Genomic DNA, 19,493 nt, shown 5'->3' with positions numbered 1-19,493 from the left:
GGAGCCGCCGGGCCCTCCCCGCCGCCGTCCGGCGGACCGTCAGGCCGCCCGGCGCATCCAGCGCTGCAGCCGCTCGAGCGCCGCGTCCAGCACCTCGTCCTTCTTGCAGAAGCAGAAGCGGATGAAGGTGGTCGGCGGGTCGGAGGCGTAGAAGGCCGACACCGGCACGGCCGCGACGCCCGCCTCCCGCGTCATGGTCAGGCACGCCTCCCGGTCGTCCCGGATCCCGAGCGGGCCGGTGTCGGTCGTCACGAAATAGGTCCCGGCCGACGGCAGCACCTCGAAGCCGAGGTCGGCGAGACCGGCCGACAGGCGGTCGCGCTTGGCCTGCAGCCCAGCCTTGAAGTCGGCGAAATAGCCGTCGCCGAGGCCGAGGCCCACGGCCACCGCCGCCTGCAGGTCCGGCGGCGTTGTGAAGGTGACGAACTGGTGCGCCTTGGCGATGGGCGCCAGAAGGTGCGGCGGCGCGGTCACGTAGCCGATCTTCCATCCGGTCAGCGAGAAGGTCTTGCCCGCCGACCCGATGCGCACCACCCGGTCGCGCATGCCCGGCAGCTGCATGGGCGAGACATGCTCGCGCCCGTCGAACACCAGGTGCTCGTACACCTCGTCGGCGATCACGTAGGCGTCGAACCGCTGGCAGAGGTCGGCGATCAGCTGCAGCTCGTCGCGGCTGAACACCTTGCCGGACGGGTTCATGGGCGTGTTGATCAGGATCGCCTTCGTCTTCTCGGAAAAGGCGGCCGCGAGAGCGTCCGGATCGATCTCCCACCGGGGCGGCGTGATGCGCACCAGCTTCGGGATGCCGCCCGCCTGCCGCACCATCGGCACGTAGCAGTCGTAGAGCGGCTCGATCAGCACCACCTCGTCGCCCGGGGACACGAGCCCGAGAATCGCGTCCGCGATCGCCTCCGTCGCCCCGGAGGTGACCATCACCTCGGTCTGCCAGTCCACGTCGAGGCCGAGGAAGCGCCTGTTGGCGTCCGCCACCGCCTGCCGCAGCGCCGGGATGCCCATCATGGACGGATACTGGTTCGGGCCGTTCAGCACCGCCTCGGCCGCCGCCCGGCGGATCTCCTCCGGGCCGTCCACATCCGGGAAGCCCTGGCCGAGGTTGATCGCCCCGGTCTCCACCGCGAGGCGCGACATGACCTCGAAGATGGTGGTCGGCAGGCCGGTGAAGAGCGGATTGGTGGGCTTCATGGGCGAACTCGGCCTGTCCGAAGGGTGAGACGGGAAAGTGTTAGGGGAGGGCGACGCCGCCGACAAGGGCGGCGCGGCGGCGCGCCCCGCCCGCGCCCGCCGGACGGGCGCGCAGATCGCGCGGGCGCGGACCGCTTCCGTCCGCCGCCCGGCCGGTGTACCGGTTGGGTCCCCTGCCCCGACCATGCGAGTTCGCGTATGACCTATCTGTTCGATCCGCCGCCCGTCGTCAGCGTGCCCGTCGTCGGCACGGACGCACGCTTCCCGGTGCGCCGGGTCTTCTGCGTCGGCCGGAACTACCGGGACCACGCGATCGAGATGGGCCACGACCCGGACCGCGAGCCGCCCTTCTTCTTCACCAAGGACGCGCGCGCCCTCGTCACCGACGGCGGGCCCTTCCCCCTCCCCCGCGCCACCGGCGAGGTCCACCACGAGGTGGAACTGGTGGTCGCCCTTCGGGCAGGCGGGTCGGACGTCGCCGCGGCCGATGCGCTCGGGCTCGTCCACGGCTACGCGGTCGGCATCGACCTCACCCGGCGCAGCCTGCAGGCCGACGCCAAGAAGGCCGGGCGGCCCTGGGACACGGCGAAGTCGTTCGACCACTCCGGCCCGATCTCCGCCATCGCGCCCGCGTCCGCCGTCGGCCACCCCGCCTCCGGCGCGATCTGGCTGGACGTGGACGGAGCCCGCCGCCAGACGGGCGATCTTGCGCAGATGATCTGGAGCGTGCCGGAGCTGATCGCCCACCTGTCCGGCCTGTTCCGGCTGGAGGCGGGCGACCTCGTCTTCACCGGCACCCCCGCCGGCGTCGGCCCGGTCATGGTCGGGCAGACCATGCGCTGCGGCGTGGAGGGCGTCGGCGAGCTGACCGTCCCGGTGGTGTGACGGTCAGCGCCGCCCTCACCCGATCCGTTCGCCGGCGACCGAGGTCTCAGGCGGCGAAGAGGCCGGGCGAGTGGAAGCGCAGCGCGGTCCGCCCCCCGACCGGCGGCGCCTCGCCGTCGTAGGGCGCGATCGCCTCGACCAGGGCGTCCGTGCCGTCGAGACGAATCGACAGGCGGCGCGACGACCCGGAGCGGTGCAGCGACGCCACGGTCCCGCCCAGGCCATGACCGTCCGCCGCCAGCGTGACGTGCTCCGGCCGCACGTAGAGGATGGCCGGCCCGTCCGCCGGCCGCTTCACGTCGGCCGGCAGCGGAACCGCGCGCCCTCCGAGATGCGGCACGCCGGCCTTCACCTGAACGGGGATCCGGCTGGCCTCGCCGATGAAGTCGAACACGAAGGGCGTCGCCGGCCGGTCGTAGATGTCCTCAGGCACGCCCACCTGCTCGATCCGGCCGTTCGACATCACGACCACCCGGTCGGCGAGGTCGAGCGCCTCCTCCTGGTCGTGGGTGACGAAGAGCGTGGTGTGGCCGGTGCGGTCGTGGAGGTCGCGCAGCCAGCGCCGCAGCTCCTTGCGCACCTTCGCGTCGAGCGCGCCGAACGGCTCGTCGAGAAGTAGCACCTGCGGCTCGATCGCGAGGGCGCGGGCGAGCGCGATGCGCTGCCGCTGTCCGCCCGACAGTTGGGCGGGATAGCGCTTGCCGTAACCGCCGAGCTGGACGAGTTCCAGGAGCGTCTCGACCCGCCGGCCGATGTCGGCCTCCGAGGGCCGGCGGGCGCGGGGACGGGCGCGCAGGCCGAAGGCGATGTTGTCGGCCACGGTCATGTGCCGGAACAGGGCGTAGTGCTGGAACACGAAGCCGACGTTACGCTCCTGCACGCTCTTCAGGCTGGCGTCCGTGCCGCCGAAGAGCACCTGCCCGCGAGTCGGGAAGTCCAGACCCGCGATGATGCGAAGGAGCGTCGTCTTGCCCGAGCCCGACGGGCCGAGAAGGGCGACGAGCTCACCCGACGCGACGGAAAGGTCCACGCCGTGCAGCGCGGCGGTGTCGCCGAAGTCCTTGGCGATCTGGCGGATGTCGAGGTGCATGGTGGGATCTCCGGAGAGAACGGGTCAGTGGCGGCGGCCGGCGGCGAGTTCATCGCCGTAGCGCCATTCCAGGAGGGACTTGAGGCCGAGGGTGACGAGCGCGAGGAGCGCGAGCACGGACGCGACCGCGAAGGCCGCGACGAATTCGTACTCGTTGTAGAGGATCTCCACGTGCAGCGGCATAGTGTTGGTCAGGCCGCGGATATGGCCGGAGACCACCGAGACCGCCCCGAACTCGCCCATCGCCCGCGCGTTGCAGAGGAGAACGCCGTAGAGCAGCGCCCACTTCACGTTCGGCAGGGTCACCATCCAGAAGGTGCGGAAACCGCCCGCGCCGAGCGACAGCGCCGCCTCCTCGTCCGTGGTGCCCTGCTCCTCCATGAGCGGAATGAGCTCGCGGGCGACGAACGGGAAGGTCACGAAGATCGTGGCGAGCACGATACCCGGTACGGCGAAGATCACCTGCAGGCCTAGGCCGTTCAGAACCGGCCCGAACCAGCCGTGGCTCGTGGAGTAGAGAAGCACGTAGACGAGACCCGCGACCACCGGGCTCACCGAGAACGGCAGGTCGATGAGGGTGATCAGGAAGGCCTTGCCCTTGAACTCGTATTTGGCGACCGCCCAGGCGGCGGCGACGCCGAAAACGAGGTTCGCCGGCACCGAGATGGCCGCCACGAGCAGGGTGAGCTTGATGGCCGCGAGGCCGTCCGGATCCGTCAGGGCGTCGATCACCGGGTCGAGGCCCCTGCGCAGCGCCTCGGCGAACACGGCGACCAGCGGCAGCAGGAGGAAGACCACCAGCAGTGCGACCGCGACGCCGATCAGCGTCCACCGGATGGTGGGACTCTCCTCGGTCGGGCGGCGCGGCTGCCGGCGTCGTGCCCCGACGGTCTCTCCAGACGTTTCGGCGATGACCGCCTCCCGGGTGATGAGTGTCGCGACATCAGACACGGCCGAACCTCCTCCGCGACCAGGACTGGACCAGGTTGATCATCAGCAGCATGGCGAAGGAGACCGCGAGCATGATGGTGGCGACCGCCGTCGCGCCCGCATAATCGTACTCCTCCAGCTTGATCACGATGAGAAGCGGCGCGATTTCCGACACGTAGGGAATGTTGCCGGCGATGAAGATGACCGACCCGTACTCACCCACGGATCGGGCGAAGGCGAGCGCGAACCCGGTCAGGATCGCGGGCAGCAGCGCCGGCAGGATGACCTTGGCGACGGTGCGCAGCCGGCCGGCACCGAGCGTCGCCGACGCCTCCTCCACCTCCCGGTCGAGATCGTCCAGCACCGGCTGGACGGTGCGCACGATGAAGGGCAGGCTCACGAACACGAGGGCCAGCCAGACGCCGACGGGCGTGAACGCGATCTTGATGCCGGCCGCCGCAAAGAGCTGGCCGATCCATCCGTTCGGCGCATAGAGCGCCGTCAGCGCGATGCCCGCGACCGCCGTCGGCAGGGCGAACGGCAGGTCGATGGTGGCGTCGAGGAGACGCCGCCCGGGGAAGCGGTAGCGGACCAGCACCCAGGCGACCAGGAGGCCGAACGGCACGTTGAATAGCGCCGCCAGGAAGGAGGTCACGAACGAAAGCTGGAGCGCCGCGAGCGTGCGGGGCTCCAGCGCAAGGCTCGTGATGGCCGGCAGGCCAAGGTCCGAAGCGCGCCAGATCAGCGCGGCGAGCGGAATGAGAACGATCACCGCCAGGTAGAAGACAGTGAAGCCGAGCGCGAGCCGGAAACCGGGAATGACGCTTGGCTGGACGAAGCGGGCTGACACGTGGCTGGCCCTCTGAACTGGGCTTGCGCGTCCTGTGAACGCGCGGCCGACCGGTGACGAGGGTGCGCCGGCCAGCCAATGTCGGCGGGCCGGCGGGCGATCCTGCGGGCCGGACCGCCCTGCCGCCCGGAAGGGCGGAGGTCGGTCCGGAAGACTTCACTGACCCGGCTTGTAGACCTGGTCGAACACGCCGCCGTCGCCGAAGTGGGTGGGCTGCGCCTTTTTCCAGCCGCCGAAGATCGGGTCGTCGATGGTGACGAGCTTCAGCTCCGGAATGCCTTCCAGGAGCGCCTTGTCGGCCACGAGCTCCGGCTTGGACGGGCGGTAGTGGTGCTTGGCGGCGAGCGTCTGCCCTTCCGCGCTGTAGAGGAAGTCCAGGTAGGCCTTGGCCACCTTCTCGGTCCCGTTCGCCGCGAGGTTGCCTTCGACCAGGGCCACCGGCGGCTCCGCCAGGATGGACTGCGGCGGCACCACGATGTCGAACGCGTCGGCGCCGAACTCGTCGAGCGCCAGAAAGGCCTCGTTCTCCCACGCGAGCAGCACGTCGCCGATCTGGCGCTGGGCGAAGGTGGTGGTCGATCCGCGGGCGCCGGTATCGAGAACCGGAACGTGGCGGAAGAGGTCGCCGATATAGCCGCGGATCTTCTGCTCGTCGCCGCCGAACTCTCCGTGGGCCCAGGTCCAGGCGGCGAGATAGTTCCAGCGGGCGCCGCCGGACGTCTTCGGATTGGGGGTGATCACCTCGACCCCCTCCTTGATGAGATCGCCCCAGTTCTTGATGTCCTTCGGGTTGCCCTTGCGGACCAGGAAGACGATCGTGGACGTGTACGGGCTGGAGTTGCTCGGCAGCTTGCCGCGCCAGTCGGCGGGAATCTTGCCGGTCTTCTCCGCGATGGCGTCGATGTCGCTTTCGAGGGCGAGCGTCACCACATCGGCCGGAAGACCGTCGATTACCGAGCGGGCCTGCTTGCCGGACCCGCCGTGGGAGGTCCGGACGGTCACCGTCTCGCCGGTCTCCGCCTTCCACTTCTCGGCGAACACGGCGTTGAATTCCTTGTAGAACTCGCGAGTCGGGTCGTAGCTGACGTTGGTCAGCGTCACGTCCGCGAACGCAGGGCCGGCGAGGAGGCCGCAGATGGAAGCGGCGATGGTCAGTCGTCTCAGGGCCTTCAACGTCATGCCTGGTCCTCCCAAGTCGCCTCGCGCTCCACTACGGTCGGCAAGGCGTCGGCTTGAATTCCCTCCGGATGGCGACGTCCATCGCCGTCCTGAACACGATAAAGTCTATGAGATTAATCGAGATTAGCAAGCCGGCCGCCTTGCTCCGGTAAACGACAAGGCGCAAGACATTTGCTAAAACACGCCGCTATGCGAAAAAACATTCCTCTCGGGAGTGCCGCGGCGAGGGTCGGGCAAAAACTATGCTGCAAGTTGGATAATGCATCGCCTTGGAGGGCAGGATGATCAACGAATGGCGCCATGTCGGAAAACGGACAGGCGGATGAGCGGCGTGACCCATCGCAGCGTGGCGGAAATCCGGGCTTTCCTCAGGGATGCCTCGCTCGGCCCGATGCCGGCGAGGGGTTGGCCGGACGCGCGGTCGCCGGTCGACGTCGTCGCGGCCGGAGACCTGCCGCCCGCCGACACGGCCCTCGGGGCCGGGTGGGCGGTGTCCGCCTTGTCGACGGTCGGGGCGTCCCCGGAGAGCCCCCTGCCGCTCGACCCGCCGCCGGTTCCGGTGGCGATCGGCGACGCCTTGCCGGAGGGGCGCGACGCGGTGGCGCCGCGCGAGGCGGTCGAGATCGTGTTTGATATCGTGTCGGCGGTGTCGTGGGTCGGGCCGTTCGAAGCCGTCCGCCGTCGCGGCGGGGACGCGCGCGCCGGGCAGACGCTGCTGCCGGCCGGCGCGCCGGTCACGCGGCTGCGGCATGCGGCGCTCGTAGCGGCGAGTCTCGCACCGGTTTCCCCCGCCGCCCCCTCCCCCCGCGTGCAGGCGTCGACCGTCGCGCCGCCGCCCGCGCCCGTGCTGGATGCCGCCAAGGTGCTGTTCTCGAACACGAATTGCGACATCCTCGTCAGCGCCGACCCGGAGCGCGACACAACGGCGCTCGTCGCGTCGGGCGCTTCGCTGGTGGCGTCCCGCCTCGCCCTCCGGCCGGGCGCCGACACGGCGGTGGTCGTAAAGGACGACCGCCCGATCGTCGTCACGCCCGCCCGTTTCGACGCGATGGCGGCGATCCGGATGGCGATTCTCGATGGGGGCGTGTTGTCGGGTCATGTGGGCGAGCCCGCGCCGCTCGCCGGCCGGGTGGCGTCGGCGGTCGGAATGACCGAGATTGTCCTCCTCCGGCGCGAACACGACCGGCTGAAGCCGATCGCGACCGGAGACTGGACGCTCGCCGCCGTGCTCGCGGCGGAGTCCTTCCTGATCCTGCCGCCCGAAAGCGAAGGCCTCCCCGACGGGAGCATCGTGGCGGCGACGAGCCTGATGGGTGACGACTGGTGACAGAGCTGACCGGACCGACCGGCCTGAAGCAGGAGCAGTTTCTTTCCGTCGTCTCGCGGGACGAGGCGGCCGCCCGATTCCGGGCCGCCCTGCGGCCCGGGCCGCTCGGCGCCGAGACCGTGGACCTCGGCGCGAGCCTCGGCCGCGTCCTTTCGGCGGACATCACCGCCCCGGTGGACGCGCCGCCGTTCGACCGGTCCGTGGTGGACGGGTTCGCGGTCCGCGCCGCCGACGTGGCCACCGCCAGCGAGGCGGCGCCGGTGACGCTGCGCCTGACCGGCGAGACCATCGCCTGCGGCGTCGCGCCCGTGACGCCCGTGGGGCCGGGCATGGCGTCGACCCTCGCGACGGGCGGACCGCTGCCGCGCGGGGCGGACGCGGTGGTGATGATCGAGCACACGGAGCCCGACCCGGCCGACGCGGCGTGCATCCGGATCGGCCGGCCGGTGCTGCCGGGGCAGAACGTCTCCTTCGCGGGCAGCGACATCGCCCGTGGCGAAACCCTTCTCCGCCGGGGCGCGATCGTGGGCGCGCGGGAGATCGGGATGCTGGCCACCTGCGGGCTCGGCGCGGTTGCGGTGGTGCGCCGGCCGGTGGTCGCGGTGCTCTCCACCGGCGACGAACTGGTCGCGCCGGGCGCGCCGCTCCGCCCGGCGGCCGTCCATGACGCCAACGGCCCCATGGTGGCCGCCGCCGTGCGCGAGAACGGCTGCGAGGCGCTTCTCCTCGGCGCGGTGCCGGACGACGAGGGCGCGCTCAAGGCCGCCATCGGCGACGCGTTCGCGCGGGCGGACGCGGTCATCCTGTCCGGCGGCACGTCCAAGGGCGCGGGGGACCTCACCTACCGGCTGGTGGCCGACCTCGGCGCGCCCGGCGTCGTGGTGCACGGGGTGGCGCTGAAGCCCGGCAAGCCGCTTCTCCTGGCGGTGTCCGGGGGCAAGCCGGTCGTGGTGCTGCCGGGCTTTCCGACCTCGGCCATGTTCACCTTCCACGACATCGTGGCGCCGGTCCTGAGGCTGATGGCCGGCTTGCCGGAGCGGCCGGAGACGACCGTCCGGGCCACCCTGCCCGCGCGGGTGCCGTCGGAGCTTGGCCGGACCGAGTTCGTGATGGTGTCGCTGATCGACCGTGGCGGCGAGCGGCTGGCCTATCCGCTCGGCAAGGGATCGGGCGCGGTCACCGCGTTCGGGCGGGCGGACGGCTTCTTCGCCATCGACGCGCTCGCCGACCATGCGCCCGCCGGCGCGGCCGTGGACGTCACGCTTCTTTCCGGGTCCGCCCAGGCCCCGGACCTCGCCATCGTGGGCAGCCACTGCGTGGCCCTCGACGCGGTGACCGGCGTCCTCTCCGACGCCGGGCTCTCGTCCAGGGTGGTCCCGGTGGGCAGCCTCGGCGGTCTCGCCGCCCTGAAGCGCGGCGAGTGCGACCTCGCTCCCATCCATCTCCTCCACCCGCAGACCGGCCGATACAACCTCGACCATCTCGATCCGGACATGACCCTCGTGCCCGGCTGGCGGCGCCTGCAGGGCATCGTGTTCAGGGCCGGCGACGTCCGGTTCCAGAACCGGCCCGCCGAGGAGGCGCTGGCCGCCGCCATCGCCGACCCGGACCTCCTGATGGTCAACCGCAACGCGGGCTCGGGCACGCGGCTGCTGGTGGACGGCCTTCTCAAGGGCGTCCGCCCGGCGGGCTACTGGAACCAGCCGAAGTCGCACAATGCGGTCGGAGCGGCGGTCGCGCAGGGGCGCGCCGACTGGGGCGTCGCCATCGAGCCGGTCGCCCGCGACTACGGCCTCGGCTTCCTGCCGCTGCAGCCGGAGCACTACGATTTCGCTGTCCGCACCGCCGACCTCGCCCGCCCCGCCCTGGCGGCGTTCCGGGCGGCGCTCGATTCGCCGGCCGTCCGGGAGGCGCTCGACGGGCTGGGCTTCCGGCGCGCCGTCAGCGATTGAGCAGGACCCGGCCCGCCTCGGCGACGTCGTAGCCGCCGAGGTCGGCGGCGCGCGCCGCGAAGGACGGGTCGCGCATGCGGGCGAAGAGCGCCTGGGCGCCCGGCTCGAAGAAGGTGCGGCGCCGGACCACCAGGTCGAAACGCTCCCAGACGAGCGGCAGGAAGTGGAGCCCGAAGCTGTCCGCCACGCCGCGCGGGGCGACGCCGCAGTCGGCCCGGCCGGTCCGGACGGCGAGCGCCAGCTCCGAGCCGGTGGGCGCGGGCGCCCCCGCGATCGCCACCTGCGCGGCATCCAGGCCGCCGCGGGCCACCAGCGCCTCCAGGAGCAGTTGAGCGCCCGCGCCCTTCTGGCGGACGGCGAACCGGAGGCCCTTGGCGACCGCGTCCGGCACGGAGGCGATCCCGGCCGGGTTGCCGGGCGGCACGACCAGCCCCTGCTCCCGGCGAGCGAAGCCGATCACCACCGCGTCGCCAAGGGCGGATTCGGCCAGCACCCGGGCGACGTTCGGCTCCACCCTCTCGTCCGCGTCGTGGAAATGGACGGCCGCGATCTGCACCTCGCCGGCGGCGAGCCGTTCCAGGCCGCGGGCGCTTCCCTCCGCCAGGAGGGCCAGCCCGCAGCCGCTTTCCCGCACGAGCCACTCCAGCAGCAGGTCGTGGCTGCCGCCGACGATCGGCGGCGGCACGGCGGCGGTGAAGCCCGGCGGCGTCAGCATGCCGGCCGCGAGCCAGCTGTCGAGCGCCGCCCGGGGGAACAGCCACTTGCCGGTCACCTTGGTGCACGGGATCGCGCCCTCGGCGACCAGTTCGTAGAGCTTGCGCTCCTTCAGCCGCAGGTAGTCGGCCGCCTCGGCCGTGGTGAGATACTGAACCTGGCTCATGTCCGGACCGCCGTTGCTGGATGCGGCGGAACGCCGGGCCCGCCTCGCACCGAGCAGCCGGAAGCCGGCCACTCAACGGGACGCGAGACCCGGCCGGCGATCGCCACCGCCCGACTCGCGAACCGGACCGCCGCGCCCGGCCGCCATTAGAGGGAGCCCGCCCCGGCTTGCCAAGCCGGACGATCGCGCGCCGCGCTCCCCGCCCCTTCTCACGGCCGGTCTGACGGGTTCGTGAAGCGCGGCGATGATTCACATCGGAACGGACCTTCGGAGCCGACGTTCGTCGCCGGGGGGCTGAAGCCCGACTAGGAGACCGGCATGGTCGACATCGCGAACGCCAAGATCCTCATTCTCGCCAGCGACGGCTTCGAGGAATCGGAACTCTTCGTGCCGCTCGAAAAGCTGCGCGCCACCGGCGCGACCGTGGACGTGGCCGGCCCGGAGAAGACCCGCGAACCCGGCAAGCTCACCGCCTGGGCCGGTCAGGACGACAAGCCCGACTGGGGCCGCACCGTGGACGTGACGAAGACGATCCCATCCGCCTCGGCCGGCGACTACGACGCCCTCGTGCTGCCGGGCGGCGTGATCAACCCGGACAACCTGCGCGTCGACAAGACCGCCCTGCAGCTGATCCGCAGCTTCTACGAGAGCGGCAAGGTGGTGGCCGCCATCTGCCACGCGCCGTGGCTTCTGGTGGAAGCCGGCGTCGTGAAGGGCCGCAAGGTGACCAGCTACCACTCGATCCGCACCGACGTGATCAACGCCGGCGGGCAGTTCGCCGACGAGCCGGTCGTCACCGACAACGGTCTCGTCACCAGCCGCAAGCCGGACGACCTGGACGCCTTCGTGGCGAAGATCATCGAGGAGATCCGCGAAGGTCGCCACGCGCCGCGCCAGATCGCGGCTTGATTGTGAGGACGAAGCGCGTTTCCGCCGACCGGCGGACGCGCTTCAACCAGGTCGAAAGATGCGTCCAGACGACCGTTTGCAGAACTGATGGAGTCCTGCGTTCAGGCGAATACGAATCGACTTCTCTAACAAAGGTGGTAATCTTTTCATTGTTAACGACAGTGAGGAGCGCCACTTATGCCCAAAACGGCACCATGGAACTCAAGAAAGCAGACAATCCACCACAACAATACCAACTGCAATACGGGCAATAACATCGAGAAGGAGAATTATCAGACCGGCACTGGCGGGAAGCCGCTATGTAATGAGTGTTCAAAGCTAAACGCAGTCGGCAAGTAAAAAATTAGAAGTCTGCACTAGAGCATAAGTTCTGCGACGTTTCCTGTGACTATCTCTTGAACACCTCACCATCCGTTCAGAGATATTCACTTAGCGTGCTTTACACTTTATCGAAGGTGCGAAGCGCTCCGGGAGCTTTCCCGGAGCCGCTTTGACAATGACAAAAGGAGCCCCCGTCCTGAGCATGCGCGGATTTCGTACGCTGGTATTTTAAACCCTGCTCGACGTCCATCTGTGGACGGCGGCCTATGCCGAACCCACATCCTCTCTCATGCCACATTGTCGGAGCGCTCGTGGTCTAGGCTTCGAGCAGGTTTCGCTTATGAGGAGAGAAAGCCGGATGCGGACGGTCACGCTCAACGACGGAACCGTGGTGCCAGCCATCGGCCAGGGCACCTGGATGATGGGCGACGCCCGCAACCGAGCCCGCGAGGTGGCGGCGCTGAAGGCCGGGATGGACCTCGGCATGACGCTGATCGACACGGCCGAGATGTATGGGGACGGCGACGCGGAGGATCTGGTGGGCGAGGCCATGGCGGGCCGGCGCGACAGCCTGTTCCTGGTCTCCAAGGTGCTGCCGTCCAACGCCGACAAGCGCGGCGTCCTGCGCGCCTGCGAGCGCAGCCTGAAGCGCCTGAAGACCGACCGGCTGGATCTCTACCTTCTGCACTGGCGCGGCGGCACGCCGCTGGCCGAGACCGTGGAGGCGTTCGAGACCCTGATCCGCGACGGCAAGATCCGCCGCTGGGGCGTCTCCAACTTCGACGTCTCCGACATGGAGGAACTGGAGGCGCTGGCGCCCACCGTGCCCTGCGCCACCAACCAGGTGCTCTACAACCCGGAAAACCGGGGCATCGAGTTCGACCTTCTCGACTGGCACCGGGACCGCGGCATGCCGGTGATGGCCTACTCGCCGGTCGGCCAGGGCGGCAAGCTGCTCGCCTCCCGGGCGCTCGCCTCCGTGGCGGCGCGGCACGCGGTGTCGGCGGCGCAGATCGCCATCGCCTGGGCCATCCGGCACGGCGACGTGATGGCGATCCCGAAGGCGAGTTCGCTGCCGCACGTGCGCCAGAACGCGGAAGCGTCGGACATCGTGCTGACGCCGGAGGACCTGGCCGAGATCGACGCCGCCCACCAGCCGCCGCGCCGCAAGCGGCCGCTGGAGATGCTCTGACCGGGCCGGCCGGAGCGCGCCGTGGGCCGACGCACCGACATCGAGGCCGCCCTCCTCAGGCTCGCGCCCGGCGTGCCGGAGCACGAGCGCGGCGTGATCGTGGATCACGCCATGGACAGCCGCGGGCTGAAGCCGGCCTCGCCCGAAACGGCGGCGTGGCTGTCGCTCGTCGCCTACGTGCGCCACACCTTCACCGATTATGAAGACCTGCTCGACGACGGCTTCGACAAGGCGAGCGCCCGCCATTTCGTGGCCGCCGACATGGACGAGGTGCTGACGGGCTGGGGCGTGCGCCGGAGCGTGGCCGAGGGGGTCGACCCGGACGGCGAGGACGAGGATCCGGAGGACCGGGACGAGGATCCGGAAGATCGGGACGACGACCGGGAGCCGGACGGCCGGAGCCGCGATCCCTGACGGGACGGACGGCCGCGCGGCCGGGCCGGGTCTCAGCCGATCGTCAGTTCCAGCACGCGCAGCCAGTTCTCCGTGCCGATCTTCGCCAGCAGCGCGTCGTCGTAGCCGTGGGCGCGGAGCGCCTTGATGAGCGCCGGCAGGCCGGCGACGGTGCCGATCGCACGGGGGATGAGCGCGCCGTCGAAGTCGGACCCGAAGGCGACGCGGGTCTCGCCCAGCCGCTCGATAAGGGCGTCCAGGTGGCGGATCATGGGATCGAGGGTGGTGTCGCTGCGCATGGCGCCGTCCGGGCGCAGGAAGCAGGTGGCGAAGTTCAGGCCGACGAGGCCGTCGCTGTCGCGGATGGCGTCGAGCTGGCGGTCGGTGAGGTTGCGCGCCGACGGGGTCAGCGCGTGCACGTTCGAATGGGAGGCGACGAGCGGGGCCTTGGAGAGGCGCGCCACGTCCCAGAAGCCCCGCTCGGTGATGTGCGAGAGGTCCACCAGGATGTTCAGCTCGTTGCAGGCCTTCACCAGGCGCTCGCCCGCCTCGGTGAGCCCGGGGCCGGTGTCCGGCGTCGACGGGAAGCGGAACGGCACGCCGTGGCCGAACGCGTTGTGGCGGCTCCAGACCGGCCCGAGCGAGCGCAGGCCTGCCGCGTGCAGCACGTCGAGGAAGCGCAGGTCCGTGTCGATCGCCTCGCAGCCCTCCACGTGGAGGACCGTGGCGAGCGCGCCGCGCCCGATCGCGTCCCGGATCTCGCCCGCCGTGCGGCAGAGCGCCACCGCGCCGTTCGACCGTCGCACGATCCGGTGCAGGATGGACACCATGGCGACGGTGCTCGCGCGGGCGTCGTCGAGTGCGAGCGCCGGCGGCAGCGGCAGGTCGTAGCCGCCCGGCACCATGCCCTTGCCGGCGTCCGCGATGGAGCGCGGCGACGGCGGGAAGACGGCGAACAGGCCGCCGACGAAACGGCCGTCGCGGGCGCGCGGCAGGTCCAGGTGGCCATCCGCCCCGCCCTCCAGGAACAGCCGCTCCGGCCTGTCCGACGGCGTCAGGTGGAGCCGCAGCAGAACGTCGTTGTGGCCGTCGAAGACAGGAACCGGAGCGGACATCGAGCGCCTTCAGATCAGGAGGAGCGGCTCCGCCGGCCGGGCGAGCCGCAGAAGGGCGCGCGCGAGCGCCGCCTCGGCGGAGGGCAGGACAGCGGCCGGACGAGACGACCCGACTCGGGTCCGGGGCATGCGAGCCATGGGGTGGCGATCATCGGCGATCGGCCCGCCGGCTTCAACTGCCGACCGGTGTCGCACCTGCTCGTCGTCATTCGCGGCGGAGGGCCTCGATGGGGTCGAGGCGGGCGGCGCTGCGGGCGGGGAAGTAGCCGAAGGCGATGCCGACGAAGGCGGAGAACACGAAGGCGCCGGCGACGACGCCGGGGTCGACCACGAAGGGCACCGCCAGGAGTTGCGAGGCGGCGAAGGCGAGGCCGAGGCCGAGCAGGATGCCGACCAGGCCGCCGAACAGCGACAGCATCACCGCCTCGACCAGGAACTGGGTCAGCACCTGGTGCTCCAGCGCCCCGATGGCGAGGCGGATGCCGATCTCGCGGGTGCGCTCGGTCACCGAGACGAGCATGATGTTCATGATGCCGATGCCGCCGACCACGAGGCTGACGGCCGCCACCGCCCCGAGGAGGCCGGTGAGGACGCCGGTGGTGGCCGTCATGGTCTGGACGATCTGGCGCATGTCGCGGACGGCGAAGTCGTCCTTCTCGCCCGGCTGCACGCCGCGCCGCTCGCGCAGGAGCTCGGTCGTCGCGGCCTGGACGCGGGCCGTGTCCACGCCGTCCTCAGCCGAGATCAGGATGGTGGCGACGGTGGTGGTGCCCGAGAGCCGCCGCTGCACTGCGCGGAGCGGCATGATCACCGTGTCGTCCTGGTCGGCCCCGCCGGCCGACTGGCCCTTGGCGGCGAGCACGCCGACGATCGGGCAGGACACGGTTCTCACCCGGATGGACGCTCCGACCGGGTCGGCGGCGCCGAACAGCTCGCGGCGCACGGTCTCGCCGATGACGCAGACCGACCGGCCGCCCCGGACCTCGCCGTCGAGGAATCCGCGCCCGAGGGCGATGTCCCAGCCTTGGGTGACGAGGTAGTCGGACGTGCTGCCGACCACCGTCGTGGCGCGGCTCTCCGAGCCGTAGACCACTGTGGCGGATGCCCGGCTCACCGGCGCGACCGCCGCCACGCCGCCAACCTGCTGGCGGATCGCCTCCGCGTCGGCGACCGTGAACAGCCGCGCCTCCCCGCTCGGCGCGCCCGGGCCGCCCTGCCCCGGCTGGATGAACAGGAGGTTATTGCCGAGGCTGCCGAGCTCCGACTGGATGCGCACGGTGGCGCCGTTGCCGATCGTCACCATGGCGATGACCGCCGCCACGCCGATCACCACGCCGAGCACGGTGAGGAAGGAGCGCAGGATGTTGCGGCGGATCGCCCGGAGGGCCAGGAGGACGGATTCGCTCAGCATGGCAGCGCCGCCGCCTGGAGCCGGTCGTCCTCGATCCGACCGTCCTTGAAGCGGATCACCCGCCGGGCATGGGCGGCGATGTCGGGCTCGTGCGTGACCATCACGACGGTGATGCCGCGCTCCCGGTTGAGCGCGGTGAGGAGGTGCATGATCTCCTCGCTGGTCCGGGTGTCCAGGTTGCCGGTGGGTTCGTCGGCGAGGAGGAGGAGCGGGTCCGTGACGATCGCCCGCGCGATGGCGACGCGCTGCTGCTGGCCGCCGGAAAGCTCGGACGGTGTATGGTCCTCGCGTCCCGATAGGCCCACCCGCGCCAACGCGTCGGCGGCCAGGACCGCCCGCCGGTCCGCCGGCATGCCCCGGTAGACGAGCGGAAGCTCCACGTTCTCGAGCGCGGTCGTGCGCGGCAGGAGGTTGAAACCCTGGAACACGAAGCCGATGAAGGAGCGTCGGAGCAGCGTGCGGCCGTCGCGGTCGAGGTCGCCCGCCGAAACGCCGTCGAACAGGTAGTCGCCCCCGGTCGGCGTGTCGAGGCAGCCGAGGATGTTCATCGCCGTGGACTTGCCCGACCCCGACGGCCCCATGATGGCCACGAACTCCCCCTGTCGGATCTCCAGGTCCACCCGGGCGAGCGCCACGACCTCGGCCTCGCCCCGGCCGTAGACGCGGGAGACGCCGTGGAGCGCGATCAGCGGCGGCGGGAGCGGTCCGGCGTCCATAGGGCGGGCCTCACCTGGCTTCGGTGTAGTCGACGATGACGGGATCGCCGGCCCGGATCTCGCCGGACCGGATCACCGTCAGCCGGCCGTCGGTCGGCCCGACGGTGACGGGCACCGGCACGGCGACGCCGTTGCGCTCCACATAGAGCGTGCGCTGTTCTCCGGTCGCGGATTCCGGCTTGGGCTCGGACGTTTGCGGCGGACGGCGCATGAAGAAGCTGAACAGGCCGGCGCTGCCGCGCGCGTCCGTCTCCTCGGACGGCGGCGTGAACCGGAGCGCCGCGTTGTCCACCAGGAGCGCGGTCTCGACCTCGTCCACCACGATGTCGGCGGTCGCCGTCATGCCCGGGCGGAGCGACAGGTCCGCGTTGTCCACGGTCAGCAGCGCCTTGTAGGTGACGACGTTCTGGGTCGTCTCCGAGGCGAAGCGCACGTCGCGGATGGAGGCCGGGAAGGCGCGGTCCGGATAGGCGTCCACCGTGAAGGTGGCCTTCTGGCCGACGGCCACGCGGCCGACGTCCGCCTCGTCCACGTCGACGCGGAGGTCCATCTTGGAAAGGTCCTCGGCGAGGGTGAAGAGCACGGGCGCCTGGAGGGACGCCGCCACGGTCTGGCCGGGGTCGACCGAGCGGGTGAGCACGATGCCGTCGATGGGCGAGAGGATGCGCGTCTTGGCGAGATTGGTCTCGGCGAGCCGGAGGTCGGCCGCCGCCACCTCCACCTGGGCGGCCGCGCTCTTGCGCGCGGCGAGCGCCCGGTCGTAGGCGGCCCGGGCGGTCTCCAGCTCCTGGCTGGAGATGACCCGCCGCTCCAGGAGCACGGACTTGCGGTCGAAGTCGCCCTTCTTCTCGACGATGGTGGCGTCCGCCTCGGCGACGTTGGCCTCGGCGGCGGCGAGCTTGGCGCGGGCGCTCTCCACCGCGGCGGCGAGCTTGTCCGTGTCGAGTTCGGCGAGGACGTCGCCCTTGGCGACCCTGGAATTGAAGTCCACCGCCACCCGGCGCACGGTGCCGGACTGCTCGCTGCCCACCTCCACCTGGTTCGTGGGGTAGAGCGAGCCGGTCGCCGTGACGGTGACGGTCAGCCCGCCCTCGCTCACCGGCTTCGTCACGAAGGCGACCACGGTCTCGCCGCGCCCCATCCACCAGGACGCCGCGCCGCCGGCGAGCGCGAGCGCCAGCAGCGTCCAGGCGACGCGGGCGGCGATCCGGCGCGGCCGGCGGGCGCGGGCGGCCCGGTCCAGCACCTCCTTGACGGCTGGGCGGGTGGCGGCGGGGTGATCGAGCGTCGTCATCGAGGATCCGATCTGGCGTGCGCGGATGCGCACCGAAGAGTGTGCCAAAGCGCCGGCGGCAGCGCTCGCCTGGAGATGTAACGACCTGTCGCGAAGGAAACGCCGCGCTGGATCAAGCGGTCGCGCCGGCGCCTTGATGCTGCTATGGAAACGGCCGTTCGCCGGTCTCGCGAGACTGCGACCGGTCCTTACCCATTTGGGATGGATCGCCACAAACGGAAAGGCCGCAGGCCGCCGCGCCGCCTGACGCCGGGGACCTTTAGATGAGCGACCGGGCCGAGAACCATGATCTTCCGCACCGCCTGCGCTGGGCGAAGCCGCGGCCGAGCGACGAGGATCTGCGCGAAGCGGTGGAGCGGGCGGACGACCTGGAGCCGCAGGTCCGCGCCGTGCTGGACACCCTGGGCCGCGGCGGCATCGCGCTGCCCGAGGACGAGCAGATGATGCTCTACGCGCTGCCGGCAATGGCCGCGGCGGGACGCGCCGGCCTCTTCGGGCCGCTTCTCCAGGCGCTGGACACGAACCCGCTCGCGTTCGAGCGGTTCTTCGGCGACGCCATGGTGTCCGAGCTCGCGTCGATCCTCGCGACCCTCCATGACGGCGACGCGGAGGCCCTGAAGGCGCGGTTCCTGTCGCGCGGGCTGCCGCCGACGACCTGGCCGGTGCTGCTCTACACCATCGCCCGCCTGGCCTTCGACGGGCGGATCGAACGGGCCGCCGTCGACACCATGATGCTGTCGGCGTTCGATTTAAGGCTCGATCGCCACGACGAACTCGTCCGGATCGTCATGGAGGACGTGATCGCGGGGCTCGGCCTGCCCCGCGCCATGGCGAAACTCCGTCAGGCCCACAAGCAGCTTGCGGCGCAGGGAGACGACCTCGGGGTCGCGGATCTGGAGGCCATGTACGCGAGGGCCGTGGCGGACCCGTCCGATCCGACCAACTTCGAAGAGATCCAGGTCGTTCCGGTGACCGATCCGGCGGCCGGCCTGACGCCCCTCGATCCGCAGGCCTATGTGCCCGGCATGTTCGGCGTCGCCGAGGTGCGCGCCCAGCTTCCGGCCCACAGCGACGAGATCGCTTGGCTGATCGAGACGCTCTACCTGGTCGGCGGCGAGGACGCCCTCACCTTCGAGGAGATGGACGGCTTCCTCACCGGCGTCGCCGTGGGTCCGCTCACGGTGCCGGAGGACGAGTGGTTCCCGATCCTTCTGGCCGGGCCGGACGCCGAAACGGTGCCGCCGTTTCCGGACGAAGCCATCGAGGCCAGGGCGCGCGAGATCGCGCGCCGTCACCTGAACGCCCGCCGCACCATGATCGAGGAGGACCAGCCGTACGAGATACCGGTGGCGCCTCTGGGCGACGGGTCGGGCGCCGGCTGGGCCGCGGGCTTCCTGTTCGCCGTGAACCTCGACGACACCCGCTGGACGGCCTTCATCCAGCGCGCGGGCGCGGTTCCGATCCTGGAGACGCTGGTGGTGCTCGCCGCGCCGCCGGGCCGGAAGATGACGCGCCGGATGGCCGCGGACGCCCGGGCCGAGTTCTTCGCGACGCTGCCGACCGCTCTGGCGGCTCTCGCGCGCGCCAGGCGGGGCGGACAGCCCATGGACGCGAGGGCGTTGCCCGTGGTCGAGGCGAGCTATGCGGGCGTCGGCCGCAACGACCCGTGCCCGTGCGGCAGCGGCAGGAAGTTCAAGAAGTGCCACGGGGCCTGACAGCCGCGTCCGGCAGCATGGTGCGACGCACCAAGGTGTGATCGGCCGCGTGGAAACCAAAGCCGGCGAAGTCCGTTTGCCATGAGGAAGCGCCCGCAACCGCAGGCGCGATCAGGGCTTTTCGGACGATA

General features: G+C 71.0%; 18 protein-coding genes. 7 read left to right on the top strand and 11 right to left on the bottom strand.

From position 1 onward, the window contains the following. Positions 1-39 precede the first annotated feature (39 nt). Complete coding sequence (locus tag HND91_RS16585) at positions 40-1,203, bottom strand: aminotransferase (RefSeq protein WP_181707716.1); 1,164 nt, start codon at positions 1,201-1,203, stop codon at positions 40-42. 198 nt (positions 1,204-1,401) lie between these two features. Here HND91_RS16585 and HND91_RS16580 point away from each other — a divergent pair, with 198 nt between their 5' ends. Then, positions 1,402-2,088, top strand: a complete 687-nt coding sequence (locus HND91_RS16580; RefSeq protein ID WP_181707715.1) for a fumarylacetoacetate hydrolase family protein — start codon at positions 1,402-1,404, stop codon at positions 2,086-2,088. A 46-nt stretch (positions 2,089-2,134) separates the two neighbouring features. Here the strand turns inward: HND91_RS16580 and HND91_RS16575 are convergent, their stop codons facing one another. The 4 genes from HND91_RS16575 to HND91_RS16560 all read right to left on the bottom strand — a co-directional run bounded on the left by HND91_RS16575 (position 2,135) and on the right by HND91_RS16560 (position 6,137). Continuing rightward, positions 2,135-3,178 carry a sulfate/molybdate ABC transporter ATP-binding protein gene (locus HND91_RS16575; RefSeq protein WP_181707714.1) on the bottom strand — a complete coding sequence of 348 codons (1,044 nt, stop codon included), beginning with the start codon at positions 3,176-3,178 and terminating at the stop codon, positions 2,135-2,137. Between the two features lie 24 nt (positions 3,179-3,202). Beyond that, positions 3,203-4,090, bottom strand: a complete 888-nt coding sequence (cysW, locus tag HND91_RS16570) for a sulfate ABC transporter permease subunit CysW (RefSeq protein ID WP_181707756.1) — start codon at positions 4,088-4,090, stop codon at positions 3,203-3,205. 31 nt (positions 4,091-4,121) lie between these two features. Continuing rightward, the gene (gene cysT, locus HND91_RS16565; RefSeq protein WP_181707713.1) at positions 4,122-4,958 is read right to left on the bottom strand and encodes a sulfate ABC transporter permease subunit CysT; all 837 of its coding nucleotides are present in this window, start codon (positions 4,956-4,958) and stop codon (positions 4,122-4,124) included. Between the two features lie 156 nt (positions 4,959-5,114). Next, positions 5,115-6,137 carry a sulfate ABC transporter substrate-binding protein gene (locus tag HND91_RS16560; RefSeq protein WP_181707712.1) on the bottom strand — a complete coding sequence of 341 codons (1,023 nt, stop codon included), beginning with the start codon at positions 6,135-6,137 and terminating at the stop codon, positions 5,115-5,117. Positions 6,138-6,468: 331 nt separating this feature from the next. Between HND91_RS16560 and HND91_RS16555 the strand changes: the two genes are divergently transcribed. Beyond that, complete coding sequence (locus HND91_RS16555; protein ID WP_181707711.1) at positions 6,469-7,464, top strand: molybdopterin-binding domain-containing protein; 996 nt, start codon at positions 6,469-6,471, stop codon at positions 7,462-7,464. Further along, positions 7,461-9,416, top strand: coding sequence for a molybdopterin biosynthesis protein (locus tag HND91_RS16550; protein ID WP_343057368.1), 1,956 nt, complete (start codon positions 7,461-7,463; stop codon positions 9,414-9,416). Before HND91_RS16555 ends, HND91_RS16550 begins: the two co-directional genes overlap by 4 nt. On the opposite strand, the gene HND91_RS16545 is transcribed toward HND91_RS16550, so the two are convergent. Next, a complete protein-coding gene (locus HND91_RS16545) occupies positions 9,406-10,296 on the bottom strand; it encodes a helix-turn-helix transcriptional regulator (RefSeq protein WP_181707710.1) in 891 nt (296 codons plus the stop codon). The genes HND91_RS16550 and HND91_RS16545 overlap by 11 nt on opposite strands. A 318-nt stretch (positions 10,297-10,614) precedes the next feature. Here HND91_RS16545 and HND91_RS16540 point away from each other — a divergent pair, with 318 nt between their 5' ends. The 3 genes from HND91_RS16540 to HND91_RS16530 all read left to right on the top strand — a co-directional run bounded on the left by HND91_RS16540 (position 10,615) and on the right by HND91_RS16530 (position 13,132). After that, positions 10,615-11,205 carry a type 1 glutamine amidotransferase domain-containing protein gene (locus tag HND91_RS16540; protein WP_181707709.1) on the top strand — a complete coding sequence of 197 codons (591 nt, stop codon included), beginning with the start codon at positions 10,615-10,617 and terminating at the stop codon, positions 11,203-11,205. Positions 11,206-11,884: 679 nt separating this feature from the next. Next, the gene (locus HND91_RS16535; protein ID WP_181707708.1) at positions 11,885-12,718 is read left to right on the top strand and encodes an aldo/keto reductase; all 834 of its coding nucleotides are present in this window, start codon (positions 11,885-11,887) and stop codon (positions 12,716-12,718) included. A 21-nt stretch (positions 12,719-12,739) separates the two neighbouring features. Further along, entirely contained in the window at positions 12,740-13,132 is a 393-nt protein-coding gene (locus tag HND91_RS16530) for a DUF2293 domain-containing protein (protein ID WP_181707707.1), read from the top strand. A gap of 32 nt (positions 13,133-13,164) precedes the next feature. Here HND91_RS16530 and HND91_RS16525 read toward each other — a convergent pair whose 3' ends face one another. The 5 genes from HND91_RS16525 to HND91_RS16510 form a co-directional block, all read right to left on the bottom strand. Further along, on the bottom strand, positions 13,165-14,226 hold the full coding sequence (locus tag HND91_RS16525; protein WP_181707706.1) for a dipeptidase: 1,062 nt from the start codon (positions 14,224-14,226) through the stop codon (positions 13,165-13,167). Between the two features lie 9 nt (positions 14,227-14,235). Next, entirely contained in the window at positions 14,236-14,364 is a 129-nt protein-coding gene (locus tag HND91_RS23105) for a hypothetical protein (protein ID WP_281379123.1), read from the bottom strand. 67 nt (positions 14,365-14,431) lie between these two features. Then, complete coding sequence (locus tag HND91_RS16520) at positions 14,432-15,637, bottom strand: ABC transporter permease (protein WP_181707705.1); 1,206 nt, start codon at positions 15,635-15,637, stop codon at positions 14,432-14,434. After that, on the bottom strand, positions 15,631-16,353 hold the full coding sequence (locus HND91_RS16515; protein ID WP_181707704.1) for an ABC transporter ATP-binding protein: 723 nt from the start codon (positions 16,351-16,353) through the stop codon (positions 15,631-15,633). The genes HND91_RS16520 and HND91_RS16515 overlap by 7 nt, the downstream gene beginning before the upstream one ends. Before the next feature lie 10 nt (positions 16,354-16,363). Further along, a complete protein-coding gene (locus tag HND91_RS16510) occupies positions 16,364-17,647 on the bottom strand; it encodes an efflux RND transporter periplasmic adaptor subunit (RefSeq protein WP_181707703.1) in 1,284 nt (427 codons plus the stop codon). Between the two features lie 263 nt (positions 17,648-17,910). On the opposite strand from HND91_RS16510, the gene HND91_RS16505 reads away from it, so the two are divergent. After that, entirely contained in the window at positions 17,911-19,362 is a 1,452-nt protein-coding gene (locus HND91_RS16505; RefSeq protein WP_181707702.1) for a UPF0149 family protein, read from the top strand. Positions 19,363-19,493 lie beyond the last annotated feature (131 nt).

The sequence above is a fragment of the Chthonobacter rhizosphaerae genome (genome assembly GCF_013839525.1).
Classification (GTDB): domain Bacteria; phylum Pseudomonadota; class Alphaproteobacteria; order Rhizobiales; family Pleomorphomonadaceae; genus Chthonobacter; species Chthonobacter rhizosphaerae.
This window is presented reverse-complemented; position numbering and strand designations above follow the sequence as displayed.